This is a genomic window from Aeromonas tecta (assembly GCF_000820185.1).
GTDB classification, from domain to species: Bacteria; Pseudomonadota; Gammaproteobacteria; order Enterobacterales; family Aeromonadaceae; genus Aeromonas; species Aeromonas tecta.
In genome coordinates this window covers 112,701-139,383 of the sequence record NZ_CDCA01000039.1, presented here as the reverse complement: position 1 = coordinate 139,383, position 26,683 = coordinate 112,701, and the positions used below count along the sequence as shown (strand labels likewise).

The window sequence follows — 26,683 nt, the reverse complement described above, 5'->3', positions numbered from 1 at the left end:
GTCGGGTTTCAACCTTCAGCGATAAGGATTGTCTTGATGATGCATATCACATTGATTTACGCCGGCCTGTTGGGGCTCCTGTTCCTGCTGCTCTCCTTCTGGGTGGTCAAGCGCCGGGCCGAGTTCAAGGTGATGATAGGGGAAGGGGAGGCGCCTGAGATGCGCTCCGCTATTCGTGCCCACGCCAACTTCGCCGAGTACGTGCCGCTCACCCTGCTGCTGATGGCACTGTGTGAGCTGGCCGGGGTCGGCGCCCTCTGGCTGCACCTCGGCGGCCTGTTGTTGCTGGTGGGGCGTATCCTGCATGCCATCGGTATCCAGATCCCCAAGGCCCCCAACAAGCCACGGCTGTTTGGCACCCTGTTCTTCTGGCTATCCCTCGGCCTGTTCTCGGTGCTGGCCCTGGTGCAGGGGCTGTCGTTTGGTGGATGATTGACCCGCCGATTTGTAAAAAGCCACCTCACCTCGAGGTGGTTTTTTTATGGCCGCAAGATCAAACGTTTTCCTCTTCAGCCCTTGCCTATACTGACCCCATATTTTAATCGGGCGACTTTTCGGCACGGCGGATTGTGTTAAAATCCCGCCCCTCTTTCCCCCAGAGCACAGCACATTGCCATGAAATTTCCCGGTCAGCGCAAGTCCAAACACTACTTCCCGGTCGACAGGCGTGATCCCCTGATCCCGCAAAATCCCCTGCTCACCGAACTGGGCAAAGCCTATGTGGTGGGTATCGATCAGACTCTGGTGGACATCGAAGCCCACGTGGATGAGGACTTCCTGAACCGGTACGGCCTGAGCAAGGGTCACTCCATGCTCATCTCCGACGATGTGGCCGAGCGGGTCTATGAGGAGCTCAAGAGCAACAACATGGTGGTGAGCGAGTTTGCCGGTGGCACCATCGGCAACACCATGCACAACTACTCGGTGCTGGCGGACTCCCACTCCATCCTGCTTGGCGTCATGAGCCAGGACATCCGCATCGGCAGCTACGCCTACCGCTATCTGTGCAACACCTCGTCGCGGGTCAACCTCGACTACCTGCAGCCGGTAGACGGGCCGGTCGGCCGCTGCTTCACCTTCATCACCGAAGGGGGCGAGCGCAGCTTTGGCATCAACGCCGGCAAGATGGATCACCTGGATGTGGCGCACATCCCCGAGGCCATCATCAAGGAGGCCTCCGCCCTGGTGATCACCGCCTATCTGGTGCGCGGCGCTGATGGCACCCCCATGAAGGACGCGGCCATGACCGCCGTGCGCTATGCCCGCGAGGCCGGCGTGCCCGTGGTGCTGACCCTCGGCACCCGTTTCGTCATCGATGAGAATCCCCAGTGGTGGCGCGACTTCATCGCCGAGAACGTAACAGTGCTTGCGATGAACGAGGACGAGGCCGAAGCCCTGACCGGAATAAAAGACCCCCTCGGCGCCGCCGACAAGGCGCTGGACTGGGCCGACATGGTGCTCTGCACCGCCGGCCCCATCGGCCTCTACATGGCGAGCTACACCGAGGAAGATTACAAGCGCGAGACTACGCATACCCTGTTGCCCGGCGTCATCCCCGAGTTCAACATGTATGAGTTCAGCCGCCCCATGGCCCGCGCCAAGTGCCGCAAGCCGGCACGCATCTACTCCCACATCTCCCCCTACATGGGCGGACCGGAGAAGATCAAGAACACCAACGGCGCCGGGGATGGTGCCCTGTCTGCGGTGCTGCATGACATGGTGGCCAATGCCTATCACCGCATGAATGTACCGAACTCTGCCAAGCACATGTCCGAGTTCCTGACCTACTCCTCCCTGGCCCAGGTGTGCAAATACGCCAACCGGGTCAGCTACGAGGTGCTGGCCCAGAGCAGCCCGCGTCTCTCTCGCGGTCTGCCGGAGAAGGAAGACAGCCTGGAAGAGGTGTACTGGGAGCGTTGATCTCACAGGATTTCTTAGACTAAAAGACGAAGGCGCCTGCGGGCGCCTTCGTGCATTTTAGGGCTGGATCATATTTCTGGCAGCGCGTCGGCCACCGTCGTGGACAGCCCGAGCCGGCGCGGCATACCTTGTTAACAACATGTAGCCGTTGAGGGATGAGGTTATGTTGAGACAATGGAGTATCGGCCGGCGCCTGGCGTTGGTGACCCTGATGGTGCTGGCCCTGCTCGGGCTCTTGCTGTTTTCCTGTCTGCAGATCTACCAGCAGGGGCTGATGGCGGAGAAGAGCCGCCAGACCCGGGCGCAGGTCGAGACCGCCTACAGCCTGGTGAGTGAGTTTGAGGCGCGGGTGCAGCGGGGTGAGCTCAGCGAGACGGATGCCAAGGCCCAGGCGCTGGTTCTGCTCAAGGGACTGCGCTATGGCCAGAACGACTACTTCTGGATCAATGACAGTCACCCCAGCATGGTGATGCACCCCATGAAGCCGGAGCTGGATGGCCAGGATCTCTCCGGGGTGGAAGACAAGCAGGGGCTCAAGCTGTTCGTCGCTTTTGCTGAGCTTGCCAAGGCGCAAGGGGCGGGGGAGGTTGCCTACTACTGGCCCAAACCCGGGGTGGCGGAGCCGGTGCGCAAGATCTCCTACGTCAAGCGCTTCGCCCCCTGGGACTGGATCATCGGCACCGGTGTCTATGTGGACGATGTCGAGGCCCAGTATCGGGAGGTGCTGTTTACCCTGCTCGGGATTGGCGCCGTGCTGGCCGTCTTGCTGTTCCTGGTGGTCGGCCTCATCGTGCGCAGCATAGTGGTACCGCTGTCCCAATCGGTGTCGGCCCTTGGCAATATCGCCAGGGGAGAGGGGGATCTGCGTTTTCGCTTGCCGGAAACGGGCCGGGATGAGCTGAGTCAGCTGTCGGTGAACTTCAACCAGTTTGCCAGCCAGATGGCGCAGCTGGTGGGCCGTAGCCAGCAGATCGCCGCCCAGAACCGGGAGCAGGCCCATCAGCTGGAGCAGATTGTCGATCGCACCGGCGCCATTTTCACCGGCCAGGAGCAGGATACCCTGCGGGTCGCCAGTGCCATGGAGCAGATGACGGTGAGCAGTCGCGAGGTGGGTCAGCACGCCGCCCAGGCGGCCGATGCCGCGGATGCCGCGCTTAACCTGGCCCAGCAGGGGCGCGAGGTGGTGGCTCAGACCATCCTCACCATCGACCAGCTGTCCGATGAGATGGCCCAGACGGTGCAGGCAGTGAGTCAGCTTGAGCAGGAGACCCAACAGATTGGCTCGGTACTGGATGTGATCCGGGGGGTGGCCGAGCAGACTAACCTGCTGGCCTTGAATGCGGCCATTGAGGCAGCCAGAGCCGGCGAGCAGGGCCGTGGCTTTGCGGTGGTAGCTGATGAAGTGCGCACCCTGGCCACCCGCACTCATAGCTCTACCGACGAGATCCGGCAGATGATCCAGCGGCTGCAAACGGGGGCGGGCAAGGTGGTGAACGGGATTACCCAGTTGCAGCAACTCTCTCGCAGCACCGCCGACAAGGCGGGTGAGGCCGATGGCGCCATCAATGCCATCAATGGATCCGTGCACACCATAACTGCCATGAATAGTCAGATTGCCACCGCCGCCACCGAGCAGAGCCGGGCGGCCGAGGAGATCAACCAGCGGTTGGTGGCCATCACCCAATTGGTGGCGGAGGCGCTGGCCCAGAACCAACTGACCGGGCAGGCGGCGGGCAATCTGGCTCACTCCTGCGACGAGTTGGGGGCACTGGTCGCCCAATATCGCACCTGATGGGTCTTATCCCCTGCTTTTTGGGGATTTGACTTGAGTCTGGGGGGCTTTTGGGACACCATCAGCCCCATTCTTGGCCAGCGTGGCCACCGTCTGCAAGAGAGAGACTCCCATGAGCAAACTAACTGACAACCTTGATGCCAATTTCCAGCTGTTTATCGAAGAAGTCCGCGAGTCGGGTCAGGTGTGGGGTCTGCGCTACGGTGAAGACTGGGTGGTGTGCCGCTCTGCCGAGTTCGAAGACGCCGATGTCATGCCGCTCTGGTCCGGTGAAGCCGATGCCCGCCTGCACTGCGTGGACGAGTGGGCGGACTACGAACCGGAAGTGATCGAGCTGGAAGAGTTCCTCGACATCTGGATCAACGATCTGGACGAAGACGACGTGCTGGTTGGTCCGAACTGGAACGCCGATCTGGAAGGTCAGGAGCTCGAGCCCATCGAGCTGGCCAAGGCACTGGTCGAACTGGACGCCTGAACAGTTCTGCATTGATGGCCCCCGAGGGGACCCTGGATGCATCAAGACCGACAGCCGCGAGGCTGTCGGTTTTTTTATGGCCCACGGGCAGAATACTGAATGAAAAGGCGATTTGGCTTGGCGCTGGCGGTGGGATGGGCCATCATCAACCCTTTGCCGAGCGGGAGGTGCCATGTTTGTATTCGACGTGACCGGACGAGCGGGGGCGAAAGCCGAGATCCGGGTGCAGGCGCTGGACTGGAGCCAGAGCGGGCCTGTCACCTTCAGTTGTGACAGTGATGAGCTGGCGCTGGTGCTGCTTGGCGGCTGCCGCTGCGATGCGGTGGGCTTCTTCAATTTGCTGGCCGGTTGCAAACCGCTCTATGTGGAGCAGTGGCTCGCCTATCTGCAGGAGACGGGCCATATCGACAAGCAGAGCTGCCAGCTGGAGAGTCCGGTTCAGGACGACTACCTGGCCAAAGCCGGGCTGGATGACGAGGAACTCAACGCCCTGTTGGGTCAGGTCTACAAGGTGGCCGGTTTCAACCGGTTGCAGATCAACCGTTATCTCAAGAATCGCCACAATCCGACCATGCTGGCGACGCGCTACGATCAGAAGGAGCTGGAGCGTTATCGCCAGCTCAACGACATCATACTGACCCTGCTGAAGTTGAAGCGCCCCCAGTAAAGGGCCCCTGAAGGGGAATGTCAGGCCTCAGCTCTTGGGGCCTGGCGATGAGATAACCCTGCAGCCCATCCACATACATCCCTTGCAACAGTTGCTTCTGATCGGGCTCCTCCACCCCTTCCGCGATCACCAGGCAACCCATGCGATGGGACACGTCGACCACCATCTGCACGAATTGCTGGTTGGCAGGATCCTGCTCAAGCGCGGTGATCAGTGCCGAGTCCAGTTTGACGTAATCCGGTTTGAGTTCGCGCAGCAGCGCAAAAGAGTCGATGCCCTTGCCGAAGTTGCAGATGGCAGAGCGGCTGCCCTGGCGCCTGAGCTGATCGAACAGACGCTTGGCGGCGGTCGGATTTCTCTCTAGTTGCTCCTCATTGAGCTCGAACACCAGATGGGCGGCGGTGTCGGGATCCTTGCTCAGTTGCTGATCGAGCCAGATGAGGAAGGTACTGTTTTGCAAGGCACTGCCCGAGAGGCGCAAGCCCCAGCGGCCGTGGTGGCTGCCAAAGGTTCTGTGCTGGCGCATGAGGTGGCGGATGAGCATCTGTTCAAGCCGCATCACCATGTCCAGCCGCTGGGCCATGGCGAACAGGGTATCCATGGGCAGCACAGTGCCCTCGCCGCTGTTGAAACGCGCGTAGATCTCCTGATAGGGCACTATGTCCTGATTCAACACCTGGATGGGTTGGCTGTGGAAGCTGACTCGCTCCTGCTCCAGTAGCTCATCCAACACCTTCTTCCAGTGCTGCTGTCCATGCAGATCCAGTGAGGAGTCATATTGCTGGATGGCCCAGCCATTGGTGATACCGGTCTGGGCGCGGGCCAGCGCCAGATCGGCGCGGGCCAGAATGGCTTCAATCTTCTGCCCGCTGCTCAAGGGGGTAAGCCCTGAGTAGGCCGTGCCGGCCAGGCCATGCTGTTGTTGGTATTGATCAAAAGCAAGCTTGAGCCCCTGCCCCAGCAGATGGGGCTGGATGTCGTCGGCCGGTTGCAGCAGTACCGCAAAATCGGCACCGGAAATACGGTAGATCTGATGGCCGGGAACATGGCTGACCACCTGACTGATGAGCTCGGTCAGCTCCTTGAGGTAGGTGTCGCCGGCGAGGGCGCCGCGTTGATCGTTGATGGTCGCCAGCTTGCTGGCCCGGATCAGGATCAGGAAGGCGCTGTGGGTCTCCTCCTGTTGCAGAAACACCGACATGTCGCGCTGAAAACCGTGACGATTGCGCAGGCGGGTCAGTTCGTCTAGATGGGCCTGATGATGCAGCTCGGAGATCTGGCGACGGGCATCCATGTCGGAGGTATTGAACGAGACAAGCAGCTGGCGCAACACGGCCTGTGCCTGCGGGCTATCGAGTTTGGCCGGATCCCTGTGCTGCAGCGCCTGCATCCAGCGCTGCTCCAGTCTGCGCCGCTCCGCCTTGTGAACGCCCAGCGTGAACCACAACAGCACGGCGAAGCCCGCTATGGTGGTCATCATGACCAGCAACAGGGTATGGGGCGGGGCGGGCGGCGCTAGCCAGATCCCTTGCAGCAGGAGCAGGGGAATACAGATCATGGCGCTGACCAGCAGCAGGTTCCCCTCTAACTTTTTCAACATCGCGTCATCCTTGATGATGTCTATGATGTATAAATTCTAACCAAGCTGGCGGCACAACGCATGCGTACTCACGCAACTCCACAAAAAGGGGTGAGGGAATACGACTAAATGTGAGTGAAAACACTTTCATGGCGTGCGAAAAAGGTGAAGATGGGTTGAAAACAGCTCCAACAAGGCCGAGGTGATTATGTTGCTAGAACCTGAAAATACTGCCAAAGCACGGCAGTTGTTGAACCAGAGTATGGCCTTGGTGCTGGCGGGGGGACGCGGTAGCCGCTTGAAGCAGTTGACCGACAACCGTGCCAAGCCAGCGGTCCATTTTGGCGGAAAATTCCGCATCATCGATTTTGTGCTCTCCAACTGCATCAACTCCGGCATTCGCCGCGTGGGGGTGGTCACCCAGTACAAATCCCACAGCTTGCTGCGCCACCTCCAATCGGGCTGGTCCTTCCTGCGCTACCAGATGAACGAGTTCATCGACCTGCTGCCCGCCCAGCAACGGGTGGACGAAGTGCAGTGGTACCGTGGTACCGCCGATGCCATCTACCAGAACGTCGACATCATCCGTGATTACGGCCCCAAATACGTAGTGGTGCTGGCGGGCGATCACATCTACAAGATGGACTACGCCGCCATGCTGCTCGATCACGTGCGCCTCGGTGCCAAGGTGACGGTGGCCTGCATCGAGGTGCCGCGCGCGGAGGCGTCCGCCTTCGGGGTCATGGACATCGACGATCAGCGCAAGATCCGCGCCTTTGTGGAGAAGCCCGCCAATCCGCCCGCCATGCCGGGCAATGATCAGGTCTCCCTGGCTTCCATGGGGATCTACATCTTTGAGGCGGATTATCTCTATCAGTTGCTGGAGGAGGACATCAACAATCTGGAGTCAAAGCATGACTTTGGCATGGACGTGATCCCGCGCATCGTGGGGGAGGGCAAGGCGTTCGCGCACCCCTTCACCATGTCCTGCGTGGGGGCCAAGGAGGGAGTGAAGCCCTACTGGCGCGATGTGGGTACCCTGGATTCGTTCTGGGAGGCGAACATGGATCTCGCCTCCGTGGTGCCCGAGCTCGACATCTATGACGAAAACTGGCCCATCTGGACCAGTCAGACCATGACGCCACCGGCCAAGTTCGTGCAGGACAGAAATGGCCAGCACGGCATGACCATCAACTCCATGTTCGCGGGGGGATCCATCGTCAGCGGCTCCTTCGTGCTGAACTCTGTGCTGTTCACCCACGTGCGGGTGCACTCCTTCTGCACTTTGGATCAAGCGATCATCTTCCCCGGGGTCGAGATAGGGGCCGGCTGTCGCCTGCGTCGGGTGGTGGTGGACAAGGGCTGCAAACTTCCTGATGGCCTGGTGGTGGGGGAGAATGCGGACGAGGATAGCCGCCGCTTCTACCGCTCCGAGCAAGGCATAGTGCTGGTGACCAAGGAGATGCTGGTCAAGCTGAAATGATGGCCTGAGATAGAAAAAGAAAGGGAGCCGCAAGGGCTCCCTTTTTCGTGGGTCATCAGCTGACCCATTTGCCGATTTACTTCTCGCTCACGACGGCCTTGCCGGCCATCACCATGGCGGTGCCATGCTTGCCACCGGCGGCGGTGACTTGCGGCACGCCGTCTTCGTCGGTGTCGTGACTAGCGCCTTCGATGACGTTCTCACCGGAATCACCGATCCACTCGGCCATCTGCATGCCGCCGTTGACGGTGCCACGGAACCAGCTCACATAACGCTGGGTGAGGTGGGCCAGCTCGAGTGCCGGTGCCTTCTCGGCGCCTTCGTTGCGCAGGTTCAGCATGGCAGAGCGCAGAGCGCCGGAGATGGCAGCCTGGGTCCAGGGGGTGTATTCACCCTGTTTGCCAGCCAGCCAGGTACCGGCCTTGGCATTGAAGAAGGCCTTGTCGGTGGCGATGAACAACTCGCGCGCGGCGGTGCGGTACTTGGCATCTGAGGTTGCCAGGAAGGCGGCGGTCAGACCACGGATGGCGGCGAATTGCGCCTCGATGGATTGGCCCGCATCCGGTTTGCCACCCAGGGTCAGGCCGTCGTGCACCAGACCATTCTTACCCTTGAGCTTGCCGAGGATGAAGTCCGCCTGTTGGCGAACCAGCACCAGTGCCTGCTGGCCCTGGGCGGTCTTGAGGTTCAGCTCGCCATTGTCACCGGCAGCGTAGCCGACCGGCAACGCATCTTGGGCGCGCTGGAAGATCTGCAGGGCGACCAGGGCGTAAGCGGCGTCGAAGGTGGTGACGTGCTTGCCCTGTTTGCCTGCCTGCCAGCTGTCCACCAGGGTGCCGGCCTTGGCGTCAAAATGCAGGGCGTTGAGGTTCTTGAACACCATGCCAGAGAGGTTCTGCGCTAGGGAGAAGGCGTCTTCCCCTGCTACCAGCTTGGCAGCATCGCTACCCTTGTTGGCGGCCGGAGCGGCGGCGAAGGGAGTACCGTCAAACACGGCGTGGAAGGCCGGGTTCTGGTTGGTGTTGGCGCTGCGCTGATCGCTGAAGGCGTAAAACTCGGACAGCGGCCACAGCAGCATCCAGGCATCGCGCAACTGGGCAGAGCCATCCACGACCTCCAGTTTGCCGATGGCGCCCACCTCGTTCTTGGTGGTTTCGGTCACTTTCACCTGATGGGGGAAGTAGACCACGCCCTTGGCCGGATCGTATTGCGGGCTTATCTTGGCGCCGAGCTGCTTGCCATCAAAGCCGAGCTGGCCCTGCAGTATGGCCAGCTTGTCGATGGACTGCTCGGTCAGCATCATGCCGTTGAAGCCATCCGCGGCGGAGACGCCCAGCTTGTGCTTGCCATCCTGATCCATGGTGGAGGAGGCAGCTTCGACCTCTTCATCACTCTCGGCGACGTGCATGCCGCCGAGGAAGTCTTGGGACCACATCACTTCCTTGAGCAGGATGCCGCCCACGGCGGCCGGGTTCAGCAGGTTGTCGCTACCGCTCCAGCGCAGGGTGGCGTAGTCACGGAAGTAGGCGGGAACCTGGGTCTTGACGGATTTCTCGACGCCTTTGGCAGTCTTGATGGTGACCTGATCGCCGTTGACCGGGGTGGTGTTCACCGCTTGGGCAAACTCGGGATTGGCGGAAGCGTAGGGCAGGGAGAGGGGGTACATGCCTTGTGGCACTTCATCTGCCGGGAAGCCAACGGCCTCGGCCATGGCCAGCACTCGCTTGCCGAGATCGGCCAGGGTGCCGCCACGGGCCAGGTTCTGCGGTCCGTTCACCAAGTGAGGACCCATGCCTGACTGGTAGTTCAGGGCATACATGGCTTCTTCGGAGTATTCATAGGATTCGATGCCGGCGGCGAAATCGAACGGGGTTGGCTCATCGGCGCGGTTGGCATCCAGCACGTCCAGATCCAGGCCAAGGGCCTCGGCCAGCGGCTCGCCGGAGAGCTCGAATTCGGTATAGGCCAGCATGCTGGCGGCGGTGTTGAAGGTCTTGTCCTCGACCTTGACGGCGGCGTGCGCGGCGCTGCTGAGCAGTGCGCAGGCAATCGCCTGCACCAGTACGGTTTTTCTCATGTCCTTTTCACCCATATGTTTGATTTTATTATGACGCTTCTCAAAACCTAAATGAGAATGGTGTGCATTATGGGGCAAAGGGGCGGGCTTGAGAAGAAAAAAGCCGCGCCTGGGTTGCTGGGGAGAGGGAAGGCGCGGCGATGAGTTTTACATCAGTTTGAAGGGGATCACCAGACGGCCCGGCTCCACCTTGAGCGCCTCGACCTTGTCCTTGATCCTGGCCTCGTTCTTGCGATTGCTGTCGAGTCGGTAGACCGGGGTCTGGGAGAGGAACACAGAGAGCGATTGGTTGAAGGTCGGCAACAGCGGGGTGAGGGCTGCGCCCACGTCGGTCGGTTCGGTCTTGACCGAGATAAGCTCCAGATCGCGTAGGTAGATGGCACCCTGCTCGGCCACATAATCGGGGCGGGCGCTGAGGGAGAGACGGATCTTCATCTGCTGGCTGCCGAGCGGGCTCGCCACCTGCAGATCGCCGGCTGCATCCAGCTCGACCCGATCGGCCCGGCTGCGACCGATGCGGCTCTGCAGGTCGTCTAACCGGATCTTGCTCGACATGATACCCGGGATCCCGATCTCTTTCTCGAAGGCGACCTTGTCTTTCAGGTATTGGTTTATCTCGCTCTCGCTGACGTTGTATTGGGTGAGCGAGCAGGCTGCCAACAGCAGGCAGAGGGGAAGCAGAAGCAGGTGTTTTAACATGGAGGGTTCCATCTCGACAGGTAACAACAGGATATGGCGCCATCTTAGGGGCAAAGCGGGTTTGCCGCCAGCCTGGGCCTCGTCATCCGGTTTCTGTCGCATCACCCATATGGGGATGGATATTTGTGTTCATTCGAGTAGCGTCGTCAATCCATGTGCCAGCAGGCCAGCGCTGGCGTCATCGGCCCAATACCCACAGATAAGCTCCAGTTTTACAGGCAAAAAATCCCATTGACCGGGTGATTTCAAAGCGAGTATTTTACCGCCGCACAAAATCAAATTGATAATCATTATCATTTTGAATCTTTTTTGAGGGTGTAACGTGAATACTCTTGTAATGGAAAATGGCACACCTGCCGAGGCGGGATCGCCGCCCGATTTCTTGTTTACCTCAGGCCAGGGTTGTATTCGCGCCTATGGCCTGGGCCAGCCCATCAGCACCCCCGCCTGTGAATGGTCTCTGCTCGAGCGGCAGATAGTCCAGGCGCTGGCTGCTGCAGAGGCCGCAGGTCAGGCCAATCCGCTGCTGATCGGCGCCTTTGCCTTCGATCCTGCCGAAGCCTCTTGCCTCTATGTCCCGAGCCGTTATGAGCGGGGAGCGCGCACCGCGCCCCCGGCGACCAGTTCGGTGACCAATCAGGTGATCTCGGTCAACAGCACACCCGCCGCCGCCGAGTTTCAGGCCTCGGTGAGCTCGGCGCTCGATGCCTTTGCGCAAGGCACCCTCGCCAAGGTGGTGTTGTCGCGCAAACTCAAGCTGCAACTGAGCAAACCGGCCGATCCCGAACAGGTGCTGGCCCGGCTGATGACCCAGAATCCCAACGCCTTCCACTTCTCATTGCCACTGGGTCAGGGCCGTCGCCTGCTCGGTGCCAGTCCCGAACTGCTGCTGCGGGTCAGCGAGGGCGCTGTCTTCACGCATCCGCTTGCCGGCTCGGCCAAGCGCGGTGGCGAGCCCGAGCAGGACAAGGCGGTGGCACGCAAGCTGCTGGCCTCCCACAAGGATCAGCATGAGCACAAGCTGGTGATCGACGAGATCCGGCGCGTGCTGGCACCCCATTGCCGTGAGCTGGCCATTCCGGCAGAGCCCTCCCTGATGAGCACGGACACCCTCTGGCATCTGGGCACGCCCATCGCGGGCCAGCTGCATGCGGGAGAGGCCTCGGTGCTCTCGCTCGCTTGCCAGTTGCATCCCACGCCGGCCCTGTGCGGTTATCCCACGGATCTGGCGCGTCAGTTCATTCGCGAGCAGGAGCCCTTCCAGCGCGCCTTGTTCAGCGGCATCGTCGGCTGGTGCGATAGCCAGGGCAACGGTGAGTGGGCCGTGGTGATCCGCTGTGGTGTGCTCGATGGCCACCACGTGGAGCTGTTCGCCGGTGCTGGCATCGTCGCGGGCTCGGATCCGGCCATGGAGTGGGCCGAGACCGGTACCAAGCTCGGCACCATGCTCAAAGCCCTGGGCCTTGGCACCGAGGTGGCGCTATGAGCCAATCCAACCGCTTCCTGCCCTACACCCGCTGGCCCGCCGAGGTGGCTGCCCAATATCGTGCCAAAGGTTATTGGCGTGGTGAGCCTCTGACCGCCATGTTGAGTCGCCAGTGCGAAGTGGCACCGGATGCCACCGCCATCCTCTGCGGCGAGCGCAGCGTCAGCTACCGTGAGCTCGATACAAGTTCGACCCGGCTGGCCGCGCGGCTCGCCCACCATGGTTTCAGGGTCGGTGATACCGCCCTGGTGCAACTGCCCAACGTGGCCGAGTTCTATCAGGTGTTCTTCGCCCTGCTCAAAGTCGGGATCGCCCCGGTCAACGCGCTGTTTAGCCACAACCGGCTGGAGCTGGCCTCCTATGCCGAGCAGATAGCCCCCAGGCTCTTTGTCGGCTCCACCGCGCATCCACTCTTTGCCGAAGGGGCTCGTCACAGCGAGCTGCTAAAGGAGATGGGCGCCGAGCTGGTGCTGCTGGATGGTGAAGAGGGTGAGCTGGACCTGGCCCATTGGCTGGGGGAAGACGAGAGTGCTAACCCCGTGTGGCAAGGCACATCTCCGAGCCATGGCCCAAGCCCGGCGGATGAGGTGGCCTTCTTCCAGCTCTCCGGTGGCAGCACCGGCACCCCCAAACTCATTCCTCGCACCCACGATGACTACTACTACAGCGTGCGCCGCAGCAACGAGATCTGCGCCCTTGGGCCTCATACCCGTTACCTGTGCGCCCTGCCGGCGCCCCACAACTTCCCCTTGAGCTCCCCTGGGGCGCTGGGCGTGTTCGATGCCGGTGGCGCCGTGGTGCTGGCGCCCGATCCCAGCCCCATGAGCTGTTTCCCGCTTATCGCCCGTCACGGGGTCAACCTGACCTCCCTGGTGCCGCCGGCGGTCTCCCTCTGGCTGCAGGCGGCCGAGGCAGACCCTGCCGCGCGGGCCCAGCTCGAGAGCCTCGTCCTGTTGCAAGTGGGCGGCGCCAAGCTGGCCGAGGCGGTAGCCAAAAAAATCACCCCGCTACTCGGTTGCCAGCTGCAACAGGTGTTTGGCATGGCGGAAGGACTGGTGAACTACACCCGGTTGGATGACCCGGACGACAAGGTCATTCACACCCAAGGCCATCCCATGAGCCCGGATGACGAGGTGCGCGTGCTGGACGAGGAGGGCAACCCGGTTGCCCAAGGCCAGCCCGGCGCCCTGCACACCCGCGGCCCCTATACCTTCCGCGGCTATTACCAGAGCCCGGCTCACAACGCCCGGGTGTTTGATAGCGAAGGTTTCTACTGCTCCGGCGATCTGGTGGTGCAAGACCAGGATGGCTACCTGACAGTGGTGGGTCGGCAGAAGGATCAGATCAACCGCGGCGGCGAGAAGATAGCGGCGGAAGAGGTGGAGAACCAGTTGCTGCACCACCCGGCCATCACCCATGCGGCGCTGGTCTCCATGCCGGACAGCACCATGGGGGAAAAGAGCTGCGCCTTCATCGTCACCACCGAGCCGGGCCTCAAGGCGCTTATTTTGCGCAAGTTCCTGCGCTCGCGCGGCGTGGCCGAATTCAAATTGCCGGACCGCTTCGAGATCCTCGCGGCCCTGCCCATGACGGCGGTGGGCAAGATTGACAAGAAGGGCCTGCGTGAGTGTATCGCCCAATCTCTTGCCAGCAGCACTGCAGACAGCACATTCAAAGTTTAAAACTAAAAGGAATCATGACGTTATGGCTATCCCCACTCTGAACAACTACGCCATGCCCAGCCAATGGAAGGCCAACAAGGTCAGCTGGGCCCTGGAGCCCAAGCGTGCCGCCCTGCTCATCCACGACATGCAGGAATATTTCACCGCCTTCTACGGCGAGAATAGCCCGCTCATCCGCGATCTCACCGAACGGCTCGCCGCGGTGCGCAGTCACTGCAAGGCCCTCGGCATTCCGGTTTACTACACGGCCCAGCCCAAGGATCAATCCCCCGAGGACCGCGCCTTGCTCAACGACATGTGGGGCCCGGGTCTGAACAAGAGCCCTGAGCTGCAACAGGTGGTCTCCCCCCTGCGTCCCGAGAGCGACGATGTTGTGCTGGTCAAGTGGCGCTACAGCGCCTTCCAGCGCTCCGAGCTCGAGCAGATGCTCAAAGAGCAGGGCCGGGATCAGCTGATCATCGGCGGCATCTATGGTCACATCGGCTGCATGATGACCGCCTGCGACGCCTTCATGCGCGACATCCAGCCCTTCTTCCTGGCGGACGGGATCGCGGACTTCTCCCTGGCCGATCACCAGATGGCGCTGGACTACGTGGCGACCCGCTGCGGCAAGGTAGTGCTTTGCGAGGAGGTGCTGGCCATAGCACCAGCGGCCAAGGCGGCTCAAGCAGAAGGGCAGAACCCCTTGCTGAGCTATGAAGGGCTCAAGGCCAGGCTGCTGAGCCATATCGACGAGGATGAAGAAGAGTTCGACGCGGACGAGAACCTCATCGACTACGGTCTCGACTCGGTGCGCATCATGTCCCTGCTCACCGAATGGCGCGCCGCCGGGGTGGAGCTGGGCTTCGTGGACTTGGCCAAGACGCCGACTCTCAATGGCTGGTGGCGGTTGGTGGAAGCCAAGCTGGCGGAGCAGAAGGTGCTGGAGGTGGCGCAATGAGTCGCTTCCCCCTCACCATTCCCCAGCAGGGGCTCTGGTCCGGTCATCTGCTCAACGACGACAAGGCGATGTTCAACACCGCCGAGTGCATCGCCTTCGATGGCAAGATCGATGGCGCCGTGCTGCTGGCCGCTCTCAGTCAGGCGGTGAGCGAGTGCGAGGCGCTGCAGGGTCGCTTCGATGCCTCCGGCGAGCCGGTCTGTTTCGTCTCCCATCCGGCGCCACTGGCCTATCGCGAGCTGGTGCTGGACGCGGGTAACGAGGCGGCCGCCCGTGCCTGGGCCTGGGCGGATCTACGCCGCCCGTTCGCGCTCACCGCGGAACCCCCCTGCCGTTTCGCCCTGCTGCGCGGGCTGGAGCGAGATTATCTCTACAGCTGCGTGCACCACATCGCCCTCGATGGCTTTGGCACCACCTTGCTGTTCCAGCGTATCGCCGAGCTGTACGGGGAAGGGCTGGAGGGCCCTGGCTTGGCAAATGGAGCTGGGTTGTCGCCATCCCCCTTTGGCCTGCTGGATGAAGTGCTGGCCGAGGAGCTGACCCGGGAAGAGAGCGGCAAGAACGCCGCCGCTCGCGCCTTCTGGCAGGAACAGCTGCAAGAGTGGCCCGAGGTAAAATCCTTTAGCGAGTCCCGCGCGCCCATCGCCGCCGAATTCATTCGTGAGAGCCGTCCGCTGCCGGCCGATCTTTGGCAGACGCTGGTGGGCTTTGCCGATGACAACAAGCTGAGCTGGCCGGATCTGCTGCTGGCCGGTCTCTCGGCCCAGCTCTCCCTGGCGAGCGGCCAGGAGAAGACGCTGCTCGGCCTGATGATGATGAACCGCATCGGCTCCGCGTCCCTCACCGTGCCCTGCATGCAGATGAACATCACCCCGCTGGCGCTGGATCTCGGGGATGCCCTGGATCTGGCGGGCGCCGCCGGTTCCGTGGCCAAGGCCAAGCGCGGGGTGCGCAAGCATCAACACTATCGCTACGAGTTGCTGCGCCGCGATCTTGGGCTGGTGGGGGGCGACAAGCGCCTGTTTGGCCCCTTGGTCAACATCATGCCGTTCGACCACGCCCGTCGCTTCGGGCCTCTTAGTGCCCATATCCTCAACATCAGCGCCGGCCCGGTGGAGGATCTCACCATCGAGATCCAGGTCGGTGTCGATGGCCAGCCCAGACTGGATCTGGACGCCAACCCAGGCTGCTATCAGGCCGCGGATCTGGCGCGCATCGCCGATACCCTGTTTGCCTTGCTGGGTCGCTGGCTGGCCCAGCCTGCGTTGACGCTGGGCGAGTTGAAACAAGGCTGGCTGGCCGAGCAGCGGGCCAAGTCCCTGATCGCGGGTCCGGCCCATGAGGTGATCAAGGTGCGCCCTGTGCTGGATGCACTCTGCCACTTCGCGGCCCAGACCCCGGACAAGATAGCGCTGGAGCAAGGGGAAGCCCGCTTTAGCTATGAGGCGCTGCTGACCCGCGCCGAGCAGATGGCTGCGGCCCTGCAAGGCGCTGGCGTGCAGCCAGGTGAGCGGGTTGGCGTCATGCTGTCTCGTTCCCCCCAGGCCATCTTCGCCCAGCTGGCGGTGCTCCTGGCCGGTGCCGTCTATGTGCCGCTCGACCCGGAGCAGCCGCTGGAGCGCCAGGGCCATATCCTGCGTCTTGGCGAGGTCAAGACGCTCATCACCCAGGCCGAGTATCGCCACAAGCTGGCCAGCCTGTTTGAGGGCCGTACCCTGTTGACCGGGGATCTGGTGAGTGGGGATCGCCTCTGCCAGCCCGCCAGCGGCGCCGCCCTGGCCTATCTGATGTTCACCTCCGGCTCCACCGGTCTGCCCAAGGGGGTGGCCATCAGCCACGGCGCGCTGGATCACTTCGCCGCAGCCGCCCGCAGCCGTTATCACCTGGATGAAGAGGCGCGGATGTTGCAGTTCGCCCCCTTCAACTTCGACGCCAGTATCGAGGAGGTGTTCGCCACCCTGAGCGCCGGCGCCACCCTGGTGCTGCGCACCGACGCCCTGCTCGAATCTATCCCTGCCTTCGTCACCGGGGTGGAGGAGATGGGGATCACCCACCTGGACCTGCCTACTGCCTTCTGGAATGAGTGGGTAGTGTCCTTGGGTGCAGGCCAGGCCCATATTCCAGCTAGTCTGGCCACCGTCATCATCGGCGGTGAGGCGGTTTACCCGGAGCAGCTCGCCCAGTGGCAGCGTCAGGGGCGCACCGACGTGCGGCTGTTCAACACCTATGGCCCCACCGAGACCACTGTGGTGGTTACCACTCAGGAGCTGCAAGGGGAAGACCCGGCGCAGGCCCAGTTGCCCATCGGCCTGCCGCTGCCCGGCATGCAGGCGTTGATCCTGGGGGCGGGGGAACAACCCGCCGAGGAAGGGGAGCTGGTGCTGCTCGGCCCGCAACTCGCCAACGGTTATGTGGGCGGCGTGCAGGGCAGCTTTGGCACCCTGCGGGTTGGCGAGCAGGAGCTGGCCGTCTATCGCACCGGCGATCGGGTGCGCTGGGTCGCCGGTCGGCTGGTTTACCTCGGCCGTCGCGACAACGAGTTCAAGATCAGCGGCTATCGCATTCAGCCCGGTGAGGTCGAGGCCCAGTTGTTGGCCCTGCCCGGAGTGGATGAGGCCTGCGTGCAGGGGGTGAGCATCGGCAGCGTGCGCCGGCTGGTGGCCTTCGTGGCCGGGGCCGAGCGCGACAGCCGGGTCATCAAGGCGCAGCTCGCCAAGGTGCTGCCTGCTGCCATGATCCCCACCGACTATCGCCACTTTGATCAACTGCCCCGTACCGGCTCCAACAAGCTGGATCGCAAGGGCCTGCTGGCCCAGTACCAGGCCACCGACGAGGCGCTGACCCTCGGCAGCGAGACCGAGAACCGGGTCGGCGCCATCTGGCAGCAGATCCTGGGGCTGGCCACCATGGGACCGGCAGACAACTTCTTCGAGCTGGGCGGCCAGTCACTGCAAACCATCCAGATAGTGAACCGGCTCGGCGCCGAGTTCGGGGTGCAGGTCAAGGTCTCCGATGTGTTCGATCACCCGCGCCTCGACGACTTCTGCCGCTTCCTCGACGGCAAGCTGGTCGAGGACGAAGAGAGCGTGGAGTTGGTGTGGTAACGGAGACGATGAAGATGCAACAGATGAATTGGAATTTCAGCGGTAAACGGGTCTGGGTCACCGGGGCCGGGCGTGGCATCGGGCATGAGGTGGCCGAATTGTTCGTCGCCGCCGGCGCCGAGGTGGTGGGGCTGGACTGCAATTTCCCCCATGAAACGTACTCCTACTCTACCAGGGTGCTGGATATTCGCGACTCGGGGGCGGTCAATGACGGCTGTGAACGGCTGCTGGCGGATGGAGGACTGGATGTGCTGGTCAACGGGGCCGGGGTATTGCGCCTCGGCCCCACCGAGGCCTTGAGCGACAGCGATTGGGATGACTGCCTGGCGGTCAACGCCAGCGGCGTCTTCTACCTGCTGCGGGCCCTGGTGCCCCATTTCAAGGCGCAGCAGCGCGGCGCCATCGTCACCATCGGCTCCAACGCCGCCCATGTGCCGCGCATGCAGATGGCGGCTTACTGCGCCTCCAAGGCGGCGGTCACCAGCCTGACCCAGACGGTCGGGCTGGAGTTGGCTACCTCTGGTGTGCGGGTCAACCTGGTGTCGCCGGGCTCGACGGACACCGAGATGCTGCGCGGCATGCTGCCGGATGAGGCTGCGCTGGCCCGCACCATTGCCGGGCTGCCGGCCCAGTTCAAGCTCGGTATTCCGCTCAACAAGATCGCCACCCCGCGCGAGATTGCTAATACCGTCCTCTTCCTGGCCTCTGACTTGGCCAGTCACATCACAATGCAGGATCTGGTCGTCGACGGCGGCGCCACCTTGAGTGCCTGAGGTCATTTATGAACAACATGATTAGGTTGCTCCAGCAACTGGAGCGCCAGGGGGTCAAGCTGGCCCTGAACGACAAGGGTCAGCTCATCTCCCAATCGAGCAAGGAGGCGGTGACCCCGGCCATCGGCGCCCTCATCAAGGCGCACAAGGACGAGCTGGTGCGCTGCCTTGGCGCGCGCGCCGCCTTCGAGGCTCCCATAGCCGCCCGGGGTGCCCTGCAGGGGCCGCTCTCCTCTTCCCAGAGCGGGCTCTGGTTTATCGAGCAGTACGAGGAGGCCTCCCACCTCTACAACATGCCGGTCTATTTCCGGGTGCGCGGCGAGTTGGATACCGCGGCCCTGGAATTTGCCTTCGATCACCTGTTTGCCCGCCACCCCAGTATGCGCACCCGTTTCGTCAAGGACGAGGCGGGCAGGGGGGCGCAGGAGATCCTGCCCCACCAGCCGTTCAGGCTGCAGATAGAGGATGTGAGCGCAGCGCCTGATGCCGAGCGCGAGGCCTATGTGGCCCGCCGGGTGCGCGAAGAGATAGGCCGCCCCTTCTCCCTGACCAAAGGGGACTTGAGCCGGGTGCACCTCATCCGGCTTGGCAGCCATGAGCATGTGCTGCTGATCACCCAGCATCACATCATCTCTGACGGCTGGTCGGTCAAGAACATGTTCGCCGATCTCAAACGCGCTTTCCTGGCCCACCAGAACCGCGAGCCTCTGAACGTGGCTGAGCTACCGCTCACCTATCTCGACTATGCCCACTGGTTCAACTCCCCGCGCTTCCTCGACTATCACGCCGAGTTCAAACCGTTCTGGGTGGACCGCCTCAGCGGTAGCCCCGAAGTGCATGGTTTGCCGCTCGACAAGCCGCGCCCGGCCCATCAGACCAGCGGCGGCGAGCTGGTATTCTCCACCATAGACAACGCCCTGTGGGACAGCTTCAAGCGGCTGTGCCAGCGCCACAACACCTCCAACTTCATCGGTCTGCACGCCCTGTTTGCCCTGCTGATGGTGCGCCAGAGCGGGGAGAAGGAAGTGGTCATCGGCACCCCGCTCGCCTACCGCGAGCGCCACGAGATTGAGTCCCTGGTGGGCTTCTTCGTCAATACCCTGGTGCTGAGAACTCAGCTGGCGGGGCGACCGAGCTTCGTGGACTACCTGCAGCAGTGCCGGGAAGAAGATCTAGCTGCCTTTGACCATCAACTCTATCGGTTTGAGGCGCTGGCTGAGGCCATAGGCGCAGATCGCACTACCGCCATCAACCCCATCTTCCAGATCATGCTGGTGTATCAGGCCAAGGTGGATTTCAACGATCTCATCCCCGGCTGTCAGCTGGTGGAGGAGACTTCGCCGGTGTTGCCCGCCAAGACCGACATCTCGGTCAAGGTGACCGAGTTGATGGACTCGGTGCGGGTGGACTGGCTGTTTGCCACCGCCCTGTTCGAGCGGGCCACCATCGAAGGCTATGCGGATCGCCTGTTGCACCTGATGCGCGCCGTGGTGGCCGCCCCCGAGACGGACATCTGGCAGCTGCCGCTGGAGGCGGGAATGGATGAGGCCGCGCTGGCGGCCGAGCTCGCCGCGCTTCCGACGCAGTATCCAAGCCAGGATACTTTGATCTGCCAGTTCGAGCGCCAGGCGGCGACTCATCCGGCAGCCCTTGCGGTGAGCGATGATGAGCGCGCCCTGAGCTACGGCGAGCTGGAGGCCCGTGCCAACCGGCTGGCCCACTGGCTGCTGGCGCAAGGGGTGACCCCGGGCGCCGCCGTCGGCATTCAGGCCAAACGGGACGTCGCCTTCGTCATTGGCCTCTTGGCCTGCTGGAAGGCGGGGGCGGCCTATGTGCCGCTCGATCCCGCTTATCCCGCCGAGCGGCTAGCCCATATCCTCACCGACGCCAGCATCAGCCTGGTGCTGGGCGGAGAGCAGGACGAACGCCTGGCCGAGGCCTTGCCGCTGGCGGCATCCGGCACGCAGGCCCGTTATCAGAACCTGCATCAGCTTGTTCTGGAGGGCCTGCCATCGCAAGCACCGGCCTTGGCTCGCGAGCCCGCCATGCTGGCCCAGATCATCTACACCTCGGGCAGCACAGGCTTGCCCAAGGGGGTCATGGTGGAGCAGGGCAGCCTGGTCAATCTGATGGCGGATCACGGGGCGCGTATCGCCCTTGCTCACAGTGGCGCCATGTTCAACTGCATGTCTCTGTCGTTCGATGCGGGCAACATGACGACCTTGCTGCCACTCTCGTGCGGCGCAGCCCTGCATTTTTGCGAGCCGGGGGAGGGGGTGATTGCCGCCGCCATGGCTCGCGGCGCCAGCCATATGATCTTACCGACCGCCCTGCTGGCCAACCTGCTGCCGCCGGCGGATCTCGGCTCTCTCAAGGCCATAGGTTTTGGCGGCGAAGCCTGCCCGAGCAGCCTGGTGGAGCGTTGGGGCAACCGGGTCGCACTCTATAACATGTATGGCCCGACCGAGTGCACGGTGACGGCGCTGTGCGCGCGGCTGGTGCCGGGCGCGCCCATCACCATAGGCCAGCCCATCAACAATCTGAAGGCGCTGATCCTGGACGAGGCGGGTAACCCCTGCCCGGTGGGGGTACCGGGAGAACTCTGCCTGGCCGGTCTCGGCCTGGCCCGTGGCTACCTCAATCTGCCGGAGCGCACCCAAGAGGCCTTCGTCGAGCGCAGCCTTGCTGGCCGCACTTATCGCCTCTATCGCACCGGCGATCGGGCGCTGCTGCGCCGTGACGGCAACATCAACTACCTGGGCCGCCTCGATGAGCAGATAAAACTGCGCGGCTATCGCATCGAACCCGGCGAGATTGAGACCCAGATTGCGGCGCTGTGCCCAGCCATCCGCCAGATCAAGGTGGTGGTGCAAGAGGGCCGCTTGCTGGCCTATGCCTGCCTGCAGTCTGGGGCAACGCAGCCCGATAGCGAGGCACTGCTGCAACGGGCCGGCGAACAGCTGCCGGAATACATGGTGCCGGTGCGGCTGTGTTGGTTGCCCGAGATGCCGCTCACCCCCAATGGCAAGCTGGACTTGCGCCGTTTGCCGGCCATCGACTGGCAGGAGAGCAAGGCCGAGCCACAAGGGGAGCTGGAGCAGCGGGTGCTCGCCATCTGGCAAGGGGTGCTCAAGCAGCCGCTCGGGGTCGAAGATGACTTCTTCCGCCTAGGGGGAGATTCCATCCTCAGCATCCAGCTCACCACCCGACTGCGAGACGCCGGGCTGCACTGCAGCGTGAAGGACGTGTTCGAGGCCAAGACGGTGCGCCGTCTCTGTCGCCAGCTCGGCCAGCAGCAGGCGGTCAGCCATAAAACGGAGCAGGGCGTGCTCGAGGGCGAGTTCCCATTGCACCCCATTCAGCACTGGTTCTTCGAGCAGGGCTTTGCCAAGTCAGGTCACTGGAACCAGGGGGTGATCCTGCGTCTGCCCGCCGGTATCGACGACGCCGCCCTGAGCGGCTGGATGAATACCCTGCTCGGTCACCACGACGCCCTGCGTCTGGCAGTGACCGAGACCGGCCAACGCTATCTGCCCGCGCTGGCCCTGCCACCCTTGCATGTGCTGGATGCGACCGGGCTGGATGAGACCGCGTTACAGGCTCGCCTGACCCAGTGGCAGGGCGATTTTGCGCCAGAGCAGGGCCAGACCCTGGCCTGGGCGCGGCTCTGCAACCTCGCCAGCGAGGTGGACGCAGCGCCGGTTGAAGGGCTCTTTATCGCCTTCCACCATCTGGTCATCGATGCCGTCTCCTGGCGGATCCTGGCCGAAGATCTGGTCCGTCTCGCCGAGGGCAAGGGGCTGCCGGCCAAGGGCAGCAGCTACCGCCAGTGGGGTGAGGGGCTTGCCGCTTATGCGGCCCGTGAGGCCGCGCAACTGGCATTCTGGCAGGGGCAAGGGGAAGGCCTGGATCAACGGCTGCTGGAGGCGCAGCGCGCCCCGGATGGCCGCGCCGCCGCCAGTCTGCTGCGTCTGGATGAGAAGATCACGGCTCGCCTCATCGATGAGGCCAATCAGGCGCACTTCACCCAGGTGCCGGACTTGCTGCTGGCCGCCCTGACCCGCACCCTGAGCGAGCTCGGTTACGGCGCCAAACAGTGCGTGATGCTGGAAGGGCACGGCCGTGAAGCTATCGATCCGCAACTGGATGTGAGCCGCACCCTCGGCTGGTTCACCAGTACCTATCCGCTGGTGCTGGCCGATAGTGAGTCGTGGAGCGATCTGGTGTGCGACACCAAGGAGCGGCTGCGAGCGGTGCCGGACAAGGGGGTGGGCTTCAACGCCCTGCGCGTGCACCATCCCCGTGGTCAGGGGTTGCCCCACTCCGCCATCGTCTTCAACTACCTGGGGGTCTCCCACCGAGGCACGCCGGCCCCCTGGCAGCCATTGCCCATCGCGCCGGGTCAACCCTCGGCGCCCGAGAACCTGCCGCGCGAGCTCATCAGCCTGCACGGCGGCGTCTACGGCGGCTGCCTCACCCTGCGTCAGGTCGGTGCCCTCAACCAAGCGGCGAGCGACGCCCTGATGACGGCCCTGGCGGCCAATCTGACGGCGCTGGTCGAGGCTTGCTGCGCGGTGCAGCCACCGCGCCACACCCCGAGCGACTTCCCGGGGCTGCCGCTCTCTCAGGCTGCGCTGGATCGGGTGCTGGATCCGCGGCTGGCGGGGGGCGAGGTCGAGACCCTGCTGCCCATGACCTCCTTGCAGCAGAGCATGCTCTATCACAGGGCGCTGGCTCCCAGAGATAGCGCCTACCATCTGCAGACCGAGATGGACTATCGCCAGGCGTTGGACGTGGCCGTGTATCGCGGCGCCTGGCAGGCGCAGATCGCCCGCTGGCCGGTGCTGCGCGCCGCCCTGCTGGTGGAAGAGGGCGTCGCCCTGCAGCGCATACTGCATGAGGCCGAGTTGCCGTTCCACTATGAGGACCTGTCCGGCGACCCGCAGGCGGAGGCGCGTGTCGCGACCTACCGCCAGCAGGATTTGGCCTATCCCATCGCGCTGGACAAGGCGCCGCTGCTGCGCATCGCCTGCTTCAAATTGGCCCCCGATCACCACAAGGTGATCCTGAGCGCCCATCACGCCGTGCTCGATGGCTGGAGCGGCCCTGTGCTGCTGGGCTCCCTGCATAGACACTACCAAGCGCTGATGCAGGGTCAGGCACCAGAAGTGACACCGGATACCGCCTGGCTCGCCTTCGGTCGCCATATCGCCAGCGGATCGGACACCACTGCCGCCTATTGGCAGGGACGCGCCGACTTGCTGGCACGGCCAAACGATCTCTCCGGCCTGTTCGGGGTGGCGCTCGAGCCGCACCTGACCCAGCACAGACCCGAGGTCTGCGGCCAGACGCTGGCGTCAGACGTCTCTTTCCAGCTGGAGAGTCGGGCCCGCGAGCTCGGTGTGACCGCGGGCCTCTTGGCCCAGTACGCCTGGCATCGATTGCTGGCCCGTCATTGCGGCGACCCTGTGACCCAGGTGGGCAACGTGACGCCGGGTCGGGACTTCCCCGTCGAGGGGATCACCGACAGCGTCGGGCTCTATATCAACAGCCTGCCACTCGCCCTGGATTGGCGCACCGAGGCGACTCTGGAGCAGCATATCAACCAGCTGCAGGGGGATCTGATGGCGCTCAATCAGCACGGTACCCAGTCCCTTGCGGCCCTGACCCGAGGGCGCGCCCGTCTGTTCCAGAGCCTGTTCGTGTTCGAGAACTATCCTATGCCGGCGCCGCCCCAAACCCTCGAGCCTCATCAGCTGATGCCGCGCTTTGGCAACGTGGTCGAGAAGGTGGAGCTGCCGCTCTCGCTGGTGGTGAATGCGCGTGGCGGCCAGCTCAGCCTGCGCTTTGAGTACGATGGTGAGCTGATCGCGCGCCCTCGTGCCGAGGCGGTATTGGCGCAGTGGCTGGCGGAGCTTGAATGGTTGGCGCAGGCCTCCCTTGCCGAGCCGGCCCGTCTGAGTGGGGTCGAGACGGTCCGCGTCGCGGCTCCGGGGTTGGCCCCTGCGCAGCCCGAGGCGTGCCCGGCGGATCCCCAGGCTCGTCGCCTGCTGGCCCTGTGGCAGCAGCACTGTGGTGAGGCCGCGAGCTGGCAGCAGAGTCTGACCGCGCTCGGGGTGGATTCGGTGCAACAGCTTGCCCTGCTGGCGACCCTGAATCAGGCGTTCGGGGCGGATCACCGCCCGCTGACCCTGCGGGATCTCAAGGCGCACGGAGTACCTTGCGCACTCTTTAATCACTGGCTGGTACGCCTGCCCGAGGAGGTGTCATGACGGCTTCAACTCCTGTCGCAACCCAGGTCGCAGTCAAGGAGGCGGGGGTTTCCCCGTCTCACTTGGCGCAGAAGGTGGGGCTGGGCACTCGCCTGGCCAGCCTGCTCGGCGGCACACCGCTGGCGCCCGCCATCGGCATGGATGGTGGTTGGTTGACCTATGGCGAGTTGCACGGCCGGGTCGACCAGATTGCCGCCAGCCTGCAAGGGCTGGCGGTGGGGGAGCGGGTTGGACTCTATCTGGATCGCACGCCGGATCTGGTGGCCAGCCTGCTCGCCTGTCTGCGCCTCGGCCTGACCTTCGTGCCACTGGAGCCGGACTTCCCGGTGGAGCGGCTGCAGGGCATCGCCCGTCAGGCGCGGCTTTCGGCGGTGCTCTGCGATCGCGGATCGGATGTGCCTGACTTTGGCTGCCCGCGGCGGGCCCTCGCCGAGCTGGCCGAGTCTGAGCCTGGCGGCGTGCGCCGCGGGGCGCCGTCCTACCCCTTGGTGGACGATGCCCTGGCGGCCTACATGATGTTTACCTCGGGCTCCACCGGTGAGCCCAAGGGGGTGGTCATCAGTCGGCGCGCCCTGCTCTGCTTCCTCGACGGGATCCGCGAGCGGCTCGGGCTGACCCCGGGTTGCCACTGGCTGTTTATCACCACCCCGGCCTTCGACATCTCCCTGCTGGAGATGCTGGGGCCGCTCTGGAGCGGGGGCCGCCTGACGGTGGCTGGCAATCAGCACAACAAGGATCCGCTGGGGATGATGGCGCTGCTGGCGGCGGACAGGACGATTAACTGGCTGCAGGCGACCCCGGCCTGCTGGCGCATGTTGCTCAAAGCGGGTTGGCAGGGGGATGACAGCCTCACCGCCCTGTGCGGCGGCGAGGCTCTGGATCTGGGGCTGGCCGAGCAGCTGTGCAACCGCACCCAGCGGCTGTGGAACTGTTACGGTCCGACCGAGGCCACCGTCTGGTCGCTGGTGAGCGAGGTGCGCATGCCGCCGGCCGGGGGGCGCATCACCGTCGGTAACAGCCTGCCCGGCTACCGGCACTGGGTGCTGGACGCGGCGGGGCAATCGGTGGGCGAAGGGGAAGAGGGGGAGCTTTGCATCGAGAGCCCGGCCCTGTGCGAGGGTTACTGGCGCAAACCTGCCCTCACCACGGCGGCCTTCCTGCGCCTCGATAACCACCGCCTCTATCGCACTGGCGATCGGGTACGCAAGCTTGGCAGCGACAGCTTCCTCTACCTGGGGCGGCGCGACGATCAGATAAAGCTGCGCGGTTTTCGCATCGAACTCGGCGAAGTCGAGGCGGGCCTTCGCCGCCAGCCCGGGGTGCAGGAGGCGGCGGTGCGCCTCATCGGCGAGGGGGACGATGCCATGCTGGTGGGCTATGTGGAGGCCAAAGCCGGGGTGGTCCTCAATCGGCTTGCCCTGCGCAAGGGCCTGCAGGCCAGCCTGCCCCACTACATGGTGCCGGCGCGGATCCTGCTGCTCGACGCCCTGCCCAAGACCGGCAGCGGCAAACTCGACAGAAAGGCGTTGCCACTGCCTGAGTAAAATGCGGTGAATAGTTAATCTGGTTTTAATGTATTTTTCAGCTTAATTACGCTGATTGTTCGAAACTTAGTGGTTAATCATTCCGTTTTGGCTTGTTTCGTCTGTGGATAACGGGATCTCGGCCCGTTATTCCTTTGCCAGGAGATGATCCCGTCAATTCCCGCCAATAAAAAAGCCCGCATCCTGCGGG

The 26,683-nt window shown here is 63.4% G+C and carries 17 protein-coding genes; 13 read left to right on the top strand and 4 right to left on the bottom strand.

Translation table 11 applies throughout. From position 1 onward, the window contains the following. Nucleotides 1–36 precede the first annotated feature (36 nt). From BN1137_RS18840 to BN1137_RS18820, 5 genes are all read left to right on the top strand, one after another. The gene (locus tag BN1137_RS18840) at nucleotides 37–432 is read left to right on the top strand and encodes an MAPEG family protein (protein WP_050720065.1); all 396 of its coding nucleotides are present in this window, start codon (nucleotides 37–39) and stop codon (nucleotides 430–432) included. Nucleotides 433–615: 183 nt separating this feature from the next. After that, a complete protein-coding gene (locus tag BN1137_RS18835; RefSeq protein ID WP_050720064.1) occupies nucleotides 616–1,920 on the top strand; it encodes an inosine/guanosine kinase in 1,305 nt (434 codons plus the stop codon). 163 nt (nucleotides 1,921–2,083) lie between these two features. Beyond that, on the top strand, nucleotides 2,084–3,712 hold the full coding sequence (locus BN1137_RS18830) for a methyl-accepting chemotaxis protein (protein ID WP_050720063.1): 1,629 nt from the start codon (nucleotides 2,084–2,086) through the stop codon (nucleotides 3,710–3,712). 112 nt (nucleotides 3,713–3,824) lie between these two features. Next, nucleotides 3,825–4,187 (top strand): DUF2750 domain-containing protein, encoded by a 363-nt coding sequence (locus tag BN1137_RS18825; protein ID WP_050720062.1) that lies wholly within the window; start codon nucleotides 3,825–3,827, stop codon nucleotides 4,185–4,187. Between the two features lie 172 nt (nucleotides 4,188–4,359). After that, nucleotides 4,360–4,854: a hypothetical protein gene (locus BN1137_RS18820; RefSeq protein ID WP_050720061.1), complete on the top strand. Its 495-nt coding sequence runs from the start codon at nucleotides 4,360–4,362 to the stop codon at nucleotides 4,852–4,854. Here the strand turns inward: BN1137_RS18820 and BN1137_RS18815 are convergent. Beyond that, on the bottom strand, nucleotides 4,817–6,454 hold the full coding sequence (locus tag BN1137_RS18815) for an EAL domain-containing protein (protein WP_050720060.1): 1,638 nt from the start codon (nucleotides 6,452–6,454) through the stop codon (nucleotides 4,817–4,819). The two genes, BN1137_RS18820 and BN1137_RS18815, sit on opposite strands and share 38 nt — an antisense overlap. 187 nt (nucleotides 6,455–6,641) lie before the next feature. Between BN1137_RS18815 and glgC the strand changes: the two genes are divergently transcribed. Beyond that, nucleotides 6,642–7,916 (top strand): glucose-1-phosphate adenylyltransferase, encoded by a 1,275-nt coding sequence (gene glgC, locus BN1137_RS18810; RefSeq protein ID WP_050720059.1) that lies wholly within the window; start codon nucleotides 6,642–6,644, stop codon nucleotides 7,914–7,916. Nucleotides 7,917–7,992: 76 nt separating this feature from the next. On the opposite strand, the gene BN1137_RS18805 is transcribed toward glgC, so the two are convergent. From BN1137_RS18805 to BN1137_RS22595, 3 genes are all read right to left on the bottom strand, one after another. Further along, nucleotides 7,993–9,993: a hypothetical protein gene (locus BN1137_RS18805; RefSeq protein ID WP_050720122.1), complete on the bottom strand. Its 2,001-nt coding sequence runs from the start codon at nucleotides 9,991–9,993 to the stop codon at nucleotides 7,993–7,995. 147 nt (nucleotides 9,994–10,140) lie between these two features. Further along, on the bottom strand, nucleotides 10,141–10,692 hold the full coding sequence (locus BN1137_RS18800) for a lipoprotein (RefSeq protein ID WP_050720058.1): 552 nt from the start codon (nucleotides 10,690–10,692) through the stop codon (nucleotides 10,141–10,143). Between the two features lie 129 nt (nucleotides 10,693–10,821). Further along, nucleotides 10,822–10,989 (bottom strand): hypothetical protein, encoded by a 168-nt coding sequence (locus tag BN1137_RS22595; RefSeq protein ID WP_157433838.1) that lies wholly within the window; start codon nucleotides 10,987–10,989, stop codon nucleotides 10,822–10,824. Nucleotides 10,990–11,014: 25 nt separating this feature from the next. Between BN1137_RS22595 and BN1137_RS18795 the strand changes: the two genes are divergently transcribed. Genes BN1137_RS18795 through BN1137_RS18765 form a run of 7 tightly spaced genes read left to right on the top strand, consistent with a single transcriptional unit; the run spans nucleotide 11,015 to nucleotide 26,493 of the window. Then, the gene (locus BN1137_RS18795) at nucleotides 11,015–12,178 is read left to right on the top strand and encodes an isochorismate synthase (RefSeq protein WP_050720057.1); all 1,164 of its coding nucleotides are present in this window, start codon (nucleotides 11,015–11,017) and stop codon (nucleotides 12,176–12,178) included. Beyond that, nucleotides 12,175–13,860, top strand: coding sequence for a (2,3-dihydroxybenzoyl)adenylate synthase (locus BN1137_RS18790; RefSeq protein ID WP_050720056.1), 1,686 nt, complete (start codon nucleotides 12,175–12,177; stop codon nucleotides 13,858–13,860). The genes BN1137_RS18795 and BN1137_RS18790 overlap by 4 nt, the downstream gene beginning before the upstream one ends. A 22-nt stretch (nucleotides 13,861–13,882) precedes the next feature. After that, complete coding sequence (locus BN1137_RS18785) at nucleotides 13,883–14,800, top strand: isochorismatase family protein (RefSeq protein ID WP_050720055.1); 918 nt, start codon at nucleotides 13,883–13,885, stop codon at nucleotides 14,798–14,800. Further along, nucleotides 14,797–17,904 carry an amonabactin biosynthesis non-ribosomal peptide synthetase AmoF gene (amoF, locus tag BN1137_RS18780; RefSeq protein ID WP_050720054.1) on the top strand — a complete coding sequence of 1,036 codons (3,108 nt, stop codon included), beginning with the start codon at nucleotides 14,797–14,799 and terminating at the stop codon, nucleotides 17,902–17,904. The genes BN1137_RS18785 and amoF overlap by 4 nt, the downstream gene beginning before the upstream one ends. Nucleotides 17,905–17,927: 23 nt before the next feature. Then, complete coding sequence (gene dhbA / locus BN1137_RS18775; protein WP_050720121.1) at nucleotides 17,928–18,677, top strand: 2,3-dihydro-2,3-dihydroxybenzoate dehydrogenase; 750 nt, start codon at nucleotides 17,928–17,930, stop codon at nucleotides 18,675–18,677. A gap of 8 nt (nucleotides 18,678–18,685) precedes the next feature. Next, the gene (locus tag BN1137_RS18770) at nucleotides 18,686–24,949 is read left to right on the top strand and encodes a non-ribosomal peptide synthetase (protein WP_050720053.1); all 6,264 of its coding nucleotides are present in this window, start codon (nucleotides 18,686–18,688) and stop codon (nucleotides 24,947–24,949) included. After that, nucleotides 24,946–26,493 (top strand): amino acid adenylation domain-containing protein, encoded by a 1,548-nt coding sequence (locus BN1137_RS18765; RefSeq protein ID WP_050720052.1) that lies wholly within the window; start codon nucleotides 24,946–24,948, stop codon nucleotides 26,491–26,493. The genes BN1137_RS18770 and BN1137_RS18765 overlap by 4 nt, the downstream gene beginning before the upstream one ends. The last annotated feature ends 190 nt before the right edge of the window (nucleotides 26,494–26,683 follow it).